Source organism: Actinoplanes awajinensis subsp. mycoplanecinus (genome assembly GCF_001509495.1).
Taxonomy (GTDB): Bacteria; Actinomycetota; Actinomycetes; order Mycobacteriales; family Micromonosporaceae; genus Actinoplanes; species Actinoplanes palleronii.
Map to the genome: position 1 here is coordinate 30,524 of NZ_LLZH01000337.1, position 11,252 is coordinate 41,775.

At 65.2% G+C, this 11,252-nt stretch carries 8 protein-coding genes and 4 pseudogenes; 4 read left to right on the forward strand and 8 right to left on the reverse strand.

The genetic code is table 11. The features are described 5' to 3' along the window. Window positions 1-491 precede the first annotated feature (491 nt). Both ADL15_RS47475 and ADL15_RS47480 read left to right on the forward strand, forming a co-directional pair. On the forward strand, window positions 492-848 hold the full coding sequence (locus tag ADL15_RS47475; protein WP_269748443.1) for a Fe-Mn family superoxide dismutase: 357 nt from the start codon (window positions 492-494) through the stop codon (window positions 846-848). Continuing rightward, window positions 845-1,141 (forward strand): superoxide dismutase, encoded by a 297-nt coding sequence (locus ADL15_RS47480; RefSeq protein ID WP_067706970.1) that lies wholly within the window; start codon window positions 845-847, stop codon window positions 1,139-1,141. The genes ADL15_RS47475 and ADL15_RS47480 overlap by 4 nt, the downstream gene beginning before the upstream one ends. 325 nt (window positions 1,142-1,466) lie before the next feature. On the opposite strand, the pseudogene ADL15_RS57445 reads toward ADL15_RS47480, so the two are convergent. Both ADL15_RS57445 and ADL15_RS47490 read right to left on the reverse strand, forming a co-directional pair. Beyond that, window positions 1,467-2,313 (reverse strand): annotated as a pseudogene (locus tag ADL15_RS57445) (IS701 family transposase); the annotation flags it as partial. A 250-nt stretch (window positions 2,314-2,563) separates the two neighbouring features. Further along, entirely contained in the window at window positions 2,564-3,820 is a 1,257-nt protein-coding gene (locus ADL15_RS47490; protein ID WP_157442054.1) for a lactonase family protein, read from the reverse strand. A gap of 223 nt (window positions 3,821-4,043) precedes the next feature. On the opposite strand from ADL15_RS47490, the pseudogene ADL15_RS53755 reads away from it, so the two are divergent. Continuing rightward, window positions 4,044-4,393: pseudogene (locus ADL15_RS53755) on the forward strand (IS5/IS1182 family transposase); the annotation flags it as partial. Window positions 4,394-4,587: 194 nt separating this feature from the next. Here the strand turns inward: ADL15_RS53755 and ADL15_RS47495 are convergent. Next, the gene (locus tag ADL15_RS47495; RefSeq protein WP_157442055.1) at window positions 4,588-5,022 is read right to left on the reverse strand and encodes a hypothetical protein; all 435 of its coding nucleotides are present in this window, start codon (window positions 5,020-5,022) and stop codon (window positions 4,588-4,590) included. 738 nt (window positions 5,023-5,760) lie between these two features. Between ADL15_RS47495 and ADL15_RS54800 the strand changes: the two are divergent. Then, window positions 5,761-5,883: pseudogene (locus ADL15_RS54800) on the forward strand (helix-turn-helix domain-containing protein); the annotation flags it as partial. Window positions 5,884-6,086: 203 nt separating this feature from the next. Here the strand turns inward: ADL15_RS54800 and ADL15_RS56945 are convergent. The 5 genes and pseudogenes from ADL15_RS56945 to ADL15_RS47520 form a co-directional block, all read right to left on the reverse strand. Next, a pseudogene (locus ADL15_RS56945) lies at window positions 6,087-6,311 on the reverse strand (transposase family protein); the annotation flags it as partial. A 372-nt stretch (window positions 6,312-6,683) separates the two neighbouring features. After that, on the reverse strand, window positions 6,684-8,633 hold the full coding sequence (locus tag ADL15_RS47505; RefSeq protein WP_067706983.1) for a DUF3732 domain-containing protein: 1,950 nt from the start codon (window positions 8,631-8,633) through the stop codon (window positions 6,684-6,686). Between the two features lie 3 nt (window positions 8,634-8,636). Next, window positions 8,637-9,107, reverse strand: coding sequence for a three component ABC system middle component (locus ADL15_RS47510; protein WP_083972602.1), 471 nt, complete (start codon window positions 9,105-9,107; stop codon window positions 8,637-8,639). Beyond that, window positions 9,104-10,291 (reverse strand): ABC-three component system protein, encoded by a 1,188-nt coding sequence (locus ADL15_RS47515; protein ID WP_067706985.1) that lies wholly within the window; start codon window positions 10,289-10,291, stop codon window positions 9,104-9,106. Before ADL15_RS47515 ends, ADL15_RS47510 begins: the two co-directional genes overlap by 4 nt. Before the next feature lie 174 nt (window positions 10,292-10,465). Beyond that, on the reverse strand, window positions 10,466-11,252 hold a 787-nt coding region (locus tag ADL15_RS47520; RefSeq protein WP_232345048.1), incomplete at its 5' end, for a tyrosine-type recombinase/integrase.

The following is an 11,252-nucleotide window of genomic DNA, read 5'->3' on the forward strand; positions in this document are numbered from 1 at the left end:
GTCGGCGTGCACTGCCGGTAACGGTGACTCGGTCACGTACGCCGCTTCGTTGATCGCGGCGTACCCGCCCGCGCCGACGGCCGCCTGGCAGCGGGCGTGGCACCCCGCAGTGCAGGTGTCCGCGACCCGCGCGCAGGAATTTTCGGCATTCTGAACGGCACAGCGCGGCTGCCCACGGCAGCCGGGGCGCCTGGCTGCCAGTCAGCTGCGCCCGCTCGATCACGCGGCTCCCATGGTGCCACCGCCATCAATGCGCCGATGTTGCTGAGCACGGTTTCCCGTCCGCGGTCCGATGCCAAACGGCAAGTGGCACGGTCTCCGATTTCACGGCTCACTCATCAAAATAAGCGTGTTCGCCGGGACTGTAAATTTATCGGCGGATCTCAATGTAGGCACCCACCTCGGGCGGCGCGATCGCGTCGGTCGCCGACTGCACCACCAGCGTCGGCACACTCACCCGGGCCAGATCGGCGCGCTGGTCGGAGAGGAACGTGACCCGTGCGAACGCCTTCGCGATCGCCGAACACTTCGGCTCGTTCGAGGCGTTCACGGCCCAGCTGTCCACCGCGACCAAGGGCGTGCAGGGCTCCGGCTGGGGCGTGCTCGCCTGGGAGCCGCTGTCGCAGCGGCTCATCGTCGAGCAGATCTACGACCACCACGGCAACGTCGGTCAGGGCTCCACGCCGATCCTGGTCTTCGACGCCTGGGAACACACCTACTACCTGCAGTACAAGAACGTCCGCCCGGACTACGTCGACCGGCTGTGGAACCTGGTCAACTGGACCGACGTCACCAAACGGTTCAACGCGGCCCGCGCCGCCGGCAACCCGATCATCCTCGCGCCGTGACCACCACCGGCCCGGAGCACAACGACAGCGCGGGGTCCGGCACCCCCGAGACTCCCGGCCCCGGGCCGGTCTTCCTGGGTGCCCAGCAGGCCGCCGGCGTGATCGCCGCCAAACACCGCGGCGACTTCGCCGGCGCCGAACAACTCCTGAAAGCGATGGGCGCCGAGCACGTCCAGGCCCGCGGCTTCTGCCTGCTAGCCGAGCTCGCGCTGAGCCTGGTCCGGACACAGACCGGGCAGAGCATGGACGAACCCGTCCAGGAACTGAGCCTGCTGATCGCCGAGACCGCCTGATTCACGGCAGCACGCTGACCGCCGTGTCAGGCACATGGGCGACCGCAATCGGCGCTCGCACAGTCCAGCCGAGAGCGCGGTACAGGGCACACCCATCGGCGGTGGCCACCAGGACACCGTTGGTCAGTCCGCGCTGAACCGCGGACGCACTGATCGACCGTGGCCGTGCTGCCATTCGAGAGGGCTGATTCCGTACTCACCTATTTGTGCGCCCCGCAGGAAAGGCGTGAATGCCTGGTTGCACCTTCTGTGACCCAGATCTAGTGAATCGTTGTCCGTCGACATCGGACCTGACCCGCCATCCGTGATCATGGTGGAGTTCGAGGGTGAGGTGCCGGGTGTAGTGGGCTCGTTTGGCTCGTGCTTGGTGGCGGCGTCGCCAGTGTGACCATTGCAAAGGGTGGATGATGCTGCGGGTCGGGTGGATGAGCAGGACGTTGATCAGGCGGCGGATCTCGTTGACGGTCAGTTCGATCATGTCGGGCTGCGTGCGGCGATCGGAGGTGCGGACATTGGCGGTGCAGATGGCGAGGACGGCGAGTGCGGCCAGGGCGAGGGTGGTGATCCGGGGCCAGGACCAGGACGTAACCGAGGCGCAGTTTGCGCAGTTCACTGCGCAGCCAGGTGTTGTCGTCCGCGGCGACCCAGCGGGCCGAGACCAGTGCCTGCACGGCGGCGGTGATCATGTCGCCGGCCACTCGGATCGGGTGGTGAAGGCGACGTCGTGCGGGACGCCGGCCTGCTCACATCGGTCACGGTCGTCGGTCTAGGACTTCGGCAGGTAGACCCGCCGGTCGATCAGGGTGTGACCGTGTCTGCTCGCGTAGGCCAGGAACACGCCGACCTGCGCGTTCTCGATCCGCCCAGCGGTGCCGGTGTATTGGCGCTGGACGCCGACGGTGCATGACTTTCTTCAGATCGCCGGTCTTGTCGACCACGAGGACGCCGTCGGGGTCACCTAGCCGGTCGGCGACGACCTTGCGTATTGCGTCGGCGTCCCACTTCGCCCAGTAGAGCAACCTTTGCATCGCATCCGGCCGGGCGTGTCCAGCCTGCTCCGCCAACTGCCAGCAGGTCTTGATCGTAAGGTCGGCGAGCAGACCGGTGACGAGCCCCGCGGCCGCCCGGCGGGGCTCAACCCGGGCGAACCGGCCCGCGAACGACCCGGTCACCAGGTCGATGGTTCGTCGCCACCGGGCAGGCTCTGCGCTGTGACTCTCGGCCACCGCGAGCTCCGGTGTTGTGTCCACAACGCACAGACGATCATGCGTTGGCCGTCCTCGTTCCTGCAGGATCCGAGGTCACCTCACGAACGGCGACTGCCGTACTAGCGACAGCGGCCACACGGTAGGGCTCTGACCTGCGAGCACGCCGGTCAGAGCCGCGACCTTCGACTTTGCACCGGGATCGGTGTCTTCCGCATTACCAGACGACGATGCCTTCCATGCCGGAGCCGTTCTTGAACACCGGCAGGCCGGTCTTCAGGGTGGTCACCAACTTCAGCGAGCCGTCGGCGCCGACCTGGAAGCCCTCGACCGTGCCGGCCAGGGTGTTCTGCACGTACAGAAGCTTGCCGTCGGCCGTGGCCGCCAGGTCGATCGGCCCGGCGCCGGGAGCCTTCGCCGCACCAGCTTCGGCCTCGGCGACCTCCTTGACCGCGGCGGCGCCGCCGGCGTCGGCGATGACACCCTGCTTGCCACCGAGACCCACGTGGCCCTTGTCGTCGACGATATATTGGCTGATGGTCGAACTGCCCGGGTTGGTGCCGTAGAAGAAGTCGCCGGCTCGAGCTATCCAGCACAGCACCTTCTGGCCGGATTCGACTGACCTGGTGATGGCCTTCAGCGTGCCGTTCTTCTCCACGGTGTAGGAGCTCACCCCGGAGTTGCCCGCCTCGGTCATCAGCAGATGCTCGTTCTTGTCGAAGACGAACGAGAACGGGACCGCGCCGACCGATGTGGTGGAGACCGCCTCGGCGGACAGGCGCCCCACGCCGTCGACCTCGAACACCTCGATGGTGTTCTTGCTCTTGGTGCTCACCAGCAACTGCTTGCCGTTCGGGGTGAAGCCGACCTGCGGCGGCGAGTCGGTGAACAACGGCACCACCGCGTTGGTGACGCCCAGCTCCCGCGTCGATCCGCTGACCTTCTTCAGTCCGGCGGAGGTCAGCTCGAAGCCGGTCACGTTCGTCTTGCCCCCCGCGTTCAGCACGAACACGCTGGTGCCGCGCACCGCGATGCTCGTCGGGAAGTAGCCGCCGGAGGCCACGGTCTGCGGATCGACGAGACGCTCACCCCGCACCCGGAAGGTGGTGACCGTGTTGCTTCCGGCGTTCACCACCAGGACCGTCCGGTGGGCCTTGTCGAATACCAGCGACTCCTGCGAGGCCAGCGGGTCGAACGGGTTGTCCTTCTGTGATCCGCCGCGTCCGCCGGTCTTGAACACGCCGGTCGCGGTGAGCTTGCCGTTCGTGGCGCGGCGGAACGCCAGGATCGAGTTCGCCTTCGGATCGTTCGACTGGACGAGCACCATGCCGCCGCGGTCCTTCGCGGCGCCGGAGGAGGCGCTGCCCTTCGCGGCGGGTTTCGGGGTCTCCTGGGCCGACGCGATGCCCGTGACGACCGCGCCTCCGGTCATCAGGAGCGCGGCGGCAATCGTGACACCGGTTCTCTTACGCATCTGCCGTACCTCCACCGTTGCGGGCCGTTCCTTCACAGCGCAATACGGCGGTGGTCGATGGCACGGTTCACGGCGCCGGCATCCGTAAGATCTCCGAAAGAACTCCAGGTGCCTTCCACTCCCGCCGCGCCGCCGGCCGCCCTTCTCGTCGGGTACGACGGTCCCCCGTCGCCGGGTCGATGAGGGTCTACGGCGGCTGAGTGGCCACGATGGTGGTACGGGGATGGACCACCGGCCGGAGGTGCGGCGTCAACGTCGCGGTATCACGCCACGACGGAGCGTTGACCTCGCGGTGGGTGAACGCATTCGAACGGGCCGGCTGCTCCGCGGGTGGAGCACCCGCCTCGCGGCCGGCTTAAAGATCGGCATCGCCACCGCCTGGCCCTACGTCCAAAAGGCGAACGCCCCGCTCAGCACCGCCGCTGACAATTTGGATACCGCTTTGCGACGCATCCGCCAAATGGCGTACGCGATCCTGGACGGCACGCTGATCCCGATCGATCGGGTCGCCGACCAGAAGCCGTACTACTACGGAAGCACAAGCGTCACGGCGTGAACGTACAGTTCATCGCCGGCGGACCCGAACCGCACACCCGACCGCTTTCGCTGCCTGGTCTGCTCGTCGTGGTGGGCCTACAAGCTACGAGTGACGACCTTCCGCAAATAGATCAACAAAGTGCCAGCCTGATCGTCGACTCCAGCCGCAACCGACCACGAGTGGTAGCGCCGGTGCGCTGGCCGATGTTCGCTGGGAGGTTCGAGATCGGCTACGCCCGCAGCCCGCGCCGCACAAGATCCGACTGCAGAACGAGAGCGAGAACCTTCGGTGAGTAGATCCGCAAAGAACCGATCTGCGCATCAGCCACCAACAGCAGCCGATCACCCCCGACGATCCCCGCCCGCCGGCGAATGTTCGCCGGCAGGTTCAAATGCCCGCGCGCCGTGATCACCCGACGCGGAGCAGTCGTCGGCACCACAGACCCGGCCACCGCAGCGGCAGTGATCAAGCGGTCTTCCACCGTGAAAAAGATGAGCGCCCCGCTCTCCCAACCCAGCAACTGCAACGACGCGGCCGCCCCCATACGACCATGACCGTCAACGACTGTGACGGCGTAATGATCCGGATGCACCCGCGGCAACAACGCCACAACCGGCACCGTTACGCCCGATACCGGCTGCTCCCTCGGAATCTCATAGCCCATGGCCCTACCTGCGCCCGGCTCCACATCCGGTCGGCGTTCAAGCACTGGTCGCCCACCTCCCCGCCCGCCCATACATCGACCGCGGCACCCGTATCCAGCGTTGTTGACCAATGACACCTGACTCTGCCGCCGGTGCGATAGTTGTCTTCGGTTGTCTCGACATCGCAGGCGCTCGTGCGACCTGAAAACGCGCACGGCCCTGAAAGTGGACGTAACCAACAGGTTCTCCTGATCAAGAGTCACCAGACAATGGCGCGGGTCTCGGTCGGCTCACCGAACTGGCTCTGCTGACCAAGCGGATCGAACACATCACCAGAGCCGGAACAGGCCTCGCCGTCGCGATCCGCGGCAGGCCGGCAAATCGCGTCTGGTCCAGGAGCTCTGCGACCGTTCGGCCTGCCCTACCCGTACTTCACTGCAGTCAAAGGCGCATCGGTTACCGAGTCGACGACCCAGTTCCTCACCGATCTGACCGAGTCCGCTCTGCCGAACGACCACGGGTTGCTGCCCGCTACTCCCCCGTCCGGCGGCTGGAGCGACATGCTGCGCCTGCTCCGGGAACGCTGCCCGATCAGCCGTGCCTCGTGGTGCTCGACGAGGTCCCCTGGCTCCCGAGCAGGACGACACCTTCGATGGCCAACTGCAGGTCGTCTGGGATCGCCTGTGTCGACGGCGCCTGAAAACTGACCCTTTCTGGACGGGTGAATCTTGACCCCTTCCGTCCCGTTACCTGAGAGGGTGATCTTGGTGGAGGAGTGGGCAGAGATCCGTCGGCTGCATCGGGCCGAGGGGATGTCGATCAAGGCGATCGCGCGGAAGTTGGGGTTGGCCCGGAACACGGTGCGCAACGCGGTGCGCTCGGAGGCCGCGACACCAAGCCGAGCCGCGAGCCGGGCACCGGCCCGGGCACCGGCCCGGGCACCGGCCCGGGCACACAACGCCAACCCGATCGCCTCCAGCATCATGCGCAGTGGTGGGCTACGCCGGGCATATCGGCTCGTCAGCCCGTAGACCTGTTCGACGAACGTACGCGCAGGACAGGCGGCGCTCACACAGACGAACCGCCGGACCCGCACCCTGATCAGCACCTTCCGGCCACCGAGGGCCACGTCGGCCAGCCGGCGTACGTACCGGTCGTGGACTTTCCGCGTCGCCACCGCGCAGCGCGGGCAGTTCACGCTGACAGCCTTCGGCGCTGCGTGGATCACCAGCAGCCCCTCGGTGACCTCGATCTGCTCAAGTTCAACGTCGGTGAGGTGAGGAAGAAGCACGGTCAGGTCAAGATCCACGAACCCGAGAAGCTACACAGTGGACACCCGCGGACTGCGCCGGGGCCGTCTCGGTTCCCCGAAAGTGGGCCAGAACCCATTTCACACCGTCGTAGCCAGGCAATGGTTTTCATCTTGTCTATGGAATGCGCAGCCCGGATAGACCAACTCAGTAGTCAACTCGGAGAGGCATACCGCACGGTCATCCGAATTAACGACCGAGACGCCGACATCGCTATCGAGGAACTCATGCAAGGCAGGGAAAAGCGAGCAACTCCTCTGCCTTGAGGACCAGATCACCCTCCCAAGGCCGACACCATTCAGCACGATCGGCAGAGATACCCCTCAGTCAGTTCTGCTGCGAAACACTCAAAATCCCTAACCACGCTTTAGTCACTTGGCTTTGCCATCGATCCACTCCTGCGGGATGAGAGCGTCTCCTCTCCTCCAGTTATGGCGTACGGCTTCCTGGAACCAGCGTTCGGGTAGATCGGCGTGGTCGGACACGATGATCTGCAGTTCGGGGGCGAGTTCTGTAGCGACATCGCGCATGAGTTCGAAAAGCCGCCGGACTGCGGCTCTGTCATCGTTGTCGCTGGGGGTGCCTTGCCGTTGTTCTACCTCGGACGGGTAGTAGGCCTGGGTGGGCTGGTCCAGCATCAACAGGTGCGGGACGGGACGGCCTTGGCGGACGAAATAGCGATGCAATGCCAGGTGGGCGATGAGGTGATAACCGATCCAGTTCTCTGCGCTGCCGATTCGGAATAGCGGTGCTGGGCCGGTGTCTGTGTCGGTGACGATGGTGAGCCGGCTCAGGTCTAGGCGCACGTTGCGGCCGCGATGCTCGAGAAGGAGTTGATCGGCCCATTGCGTCATGTCGTCGGCGATCGCGAGCAGTCGTGACGTCAGCTGCTCCCGTTCTTCGTCGGGGTCGAGCTCTGCGGCGAGCTGGTCCACGGTGCGTTTGGCGAGCTGATACCGCAGTCGAAGGTCGGCCAGCTCACCCTCGTTGCCGGAGCGACGCAGGCGTGTCAGATAAAGGTCGATGCGACCTCGGGTGAAGGCGCGGCTCTCGGCGAGGTTGCGTGACTGCTCGATAGCTCTGTCTGTTGCTCGTAGACCCGCGATGGCGCTTTCGACGGTGCGCAGATCCTGCCGGGTCTCGTCAGCGGCCCTTTCGAGTTCTGTCATGGCCGCTACCCGCCGTGGTTGAGCTGTTTCGACGGCGCGGAGCTGGTGGGTGATCGTGTCAAGCGTCGCTTGCAGGTCTCTGATGTGCGGGTCCGGTTCGGCGAGTTCGCTGCCGCACATCGGGCAAGCGGCTTCGCTCTCCTTGCTGCGGCCGGGCATCAGCCGCAGGCTCCGCAGTCTGTTCGCTCCCTTTCGAGCGGCGTCCTGGTAGCCGTTCTCGCCTCGTTCTTGATCATCGAACAGGGCTCGTTGCTCGGCGAGTTCGCGTAGCCGTTGGCGCAGGGCGTTGCGCTGCTGTTCCAGCGATCGCAGTTCGGTGTCGACCGACGTCGACGCTGGTTCGTCGGTGAGGGGTGTCTGAAGCAGCGAGCTGAGGGCATTGATCGCCTCGTCGCGGCCTCCGATGTCGGGGCTGGGCAGCATGCCCTTGGCGTGTGCCTCGGTCACCAGCGCCCGTAGTTCGACCTCGACGTCGGCGTTGAGCCGCGCGGCGGTCTCGCCGTCCGCCTGTATCCGGCGCAGGTGGCGGCGGGCTACCTGTAGCTGCTGGCGTTTCAGCGCCTGGTCCGCGGGGACCGCGCCGAGAAAATACGGCAAGGTGTCAATCAGCGCTTGGCGGATCCCAGGCTCGCCTTGCCGATGAAAAAGCAGGTCTCGGTTTCCGATCTCGCCTTGCCGCTGCAAGCAAAGCAGCACGGCGTGCCCGAGGTGGGCTTCCAGAGGTGCGCGTAGTGCGCCTGCCTCGGGCACGTTCAGATTCTCCTGGATCCCGATGAGCCGGCCGAGCTGTTCACGAACCGTGTCAGAGTTGGCGTTAACGCTGAGGTCAGCGAAGTCGAGCGGTTCCAGGTCCGCGCCCAGTTCCAGCATCGCTTGTTGGGTGGAGGCACGTCCGGCGCGGGGAGCGGGCCTCGCGACGAACGCTCGCGTGGTGGGCAGCTGTACCAGGACTGCATACCAGGCGACGGTGTCGGTGATCGGCCCGACCGGCATGGTGACGGTGTCGCGGCCGAGACAAAACTCGGTGATGTCGAGCAGGGCGCTCTTTCCGGTCGCCGACCATCCTGTGACGATGTTGAGTTCACCAGGTCGGAATGCAACTACACGACGGTCGCCGGCGTGGTTGTACAAGATGATGGACCGCAGGTTCATGGTTCAGGGCTCCACGCCGAAGAGAGCGAAAACGGTGGCAGGGTGCTCAGTCTTAGCCAGCCAGCGGCCGACCATTCTGGCGGAGTTGAACAACGACCGCAGGTCAGCACCAGCGGCTGGTCGCAAGGAGCCGCTGAGTCCGCCGTTGATGATGGTCAGCGCGCCATGCCGCAGGCCGAACCGCAGCCCTTCGCGGATCGGCGGGACGAGACTCGCCGCACGTTCAGCGAATCCTGCCTGCAGCAAGGCGTTACGCGAGATCCACGTCGATAGGTGCGTGGCGGTGCTGCTGGGCAGCTGTTCACGGGTCGGCCGGTGCAGCAGCAGCGGCACCACGATGAAGGCCAACGGCCAGGCCATAGGTTGCTGCCGGCCTGTTTCATAGCTACGCGCCGCGGTCGCGATGATCGAGGCTATCAATGCAGGGTTGAGATAGGCCGCCGTCACTTGCGGCCGGTTGTGCCAGGAGCTCAAGCATTCACCGCCGGCAGAAGAAGCGACTCCAGCAGGATCCGGAACTCCGGATGCCAGCCGACCAACTCGCGGTCGGCCAACTCATGATGTTTGCCGCGACAAAAGAATGGCTCGTTGTAGCGCTCACGGATCCGAAAGGCTCGACCGAGAGCGTCGCGGAGCAGCTGCCGACCAGCCTCTTGCTTGACGCTGTCGTCGGCGTCCGGCGGGAGGCTGGCGATCATCCATTCGAACTCGCGTTCCCACTCGTCGCGCAGCTTGTCTTCGAACGAGGCGAGCTTGTCCCAGCCGATCAGGTCGTCCTCCACCCACCCTGCGGACTGCTGGTACGCACGGTAGTAGTCGATGATGGCTTTCTGGATAAGCACTGGAGGCATGCCGACCCACCGCATCTGATGGACAAACCGGTGGTCGAGGTAAGCGGCCTGTTCGGTGGCGTCAAGCGAGTCGGGTCCTACCAGTGTCGGCAAGTTGTCGTGGGCGAACTGATCGCGGATGTCATCTACCTGCACCATGACATCGACGGCAGTGACCGCGCGCTGTTTGCCAAGCAGGAGGTCAACGGCCTTGGCATGCCACCAGTTCCACAGCAGCCCCATGAAGGTGTCCTCGTGACCGCGAGGCAGAACGAACCGTAGAGCGCGCCGGATCTCATCGTCCAGGTCGCCAATGTGCGGTGCGTTGTCGAGAACGTAGATCCTGCCGACGAACACGGCGCGTGCCGCTGCGGTGAGGTTGAGAAACGCCTCGCGGTTGCTGGCACTCGCCTCATTCTTGGATTCGACCGCAGCATTCTCAAGAAGCCGGCACGCCTCCACAGGATCTCGGTCGGTCGGTCGCAGCAGTGCAGCCGCACTTCCTGCCGCGGCAATCTGCGTAGTGACCATCGTCAGCAGCGGGCCAGCTGGATCGGACACCGAGACCGTGTCCATCCACGCACGGATGGTGCGCCAGATATCCATATCTTTGTCACCAAGGCTACGTCCGGTATGCGTGTGGTGCTTGAGCTGAAGCAACTCGACCGGCGACCGGCCGGTCTCCCATGCCACATCGTCATGCAGCTCCAGCGTGATCGCGGCGTCCGGACGTTCGTCGCTGCGTCGCAGCAGCTCGAGAAGCGGCCACTGCGACTGATAGAGATACCCCAACGCAGAGGAAGCGGCACTGTGCGACGGCGATGACACGCAACGCAGTCTTCAGACATCGACCACTGATGTCCAGAGCGGTAGCTGCCGACACAAAGAGTCTGCCCAAAAAGCCGACCCTAGCCCACGACAGTCTCGGAGGATCAACTGAGCAAACTGGCCCTCCGGCGAAGGCGACGGCCAGCTCTCGCTGCCCGTCGCCTCGACTCTTGCTTAGAAGTACTCCCCCACCAGGGAGCCTTCGGGAAGGTTGAGCACCGGAACCTTGCCCTGCAAGGCAAGCGGGTGCGCCTCACCAGACAACCCGGACAACGCCGTTGCGATCTCCTCCAACGTTGCTTTCACATACCGAGCCGTAGTGCCGGCATCGTTCGGCGTTTCGGCATGCCCGGCGTAGGCGAGCGCAACGGCGTAGCCGTAAACGCGTTCTACCCACGTCAAGGTCGTATGGCGCAACCAGTGCGCAGAGATCATCTGCACCCTGACCCACGGCAGCAGCTCACCGACACGACTGAACAGGTAGTCGTAGCGGCGCCGGCCAACCGGCTTACCACTGCGATAGCGCAGCAGCACCCCATCGGCCGGGGAGCCACGCTCCTGGACGTGCTGTTGCAGAAACGCCATCAACGTCGGTGACACCGGCTGCCACCGGAACGTCTCGCCCTTCTCCCGCAGCAACACCAGACACTGCTCGACATCGAGATCCTTGGGTCGTAGCGCGAGCAAACCGCCGCGGCGGCACGCCGTCTCGATGTGAAACCGCAGAATCAGCGAGTCGAGTTCCGGATCGTCTCCGGAGGTGCTCGCCGCCTGCGTGAGCTCGGCGAGACGGTCATCAGCGAGCGCGGAACGCGTCGAGGCGAGCCGGTGCGGCTTCGGCACCTTCCGGGCGGGGTTACTGCCCAGGGTCATTGCGTAGTCGGATAGCTGCTGGTCACGGCGGTGATCAGGGTGTTTGATTGATGGCTGGCTTGGCGGGTGGCGCGGGCGATGTTGGTCG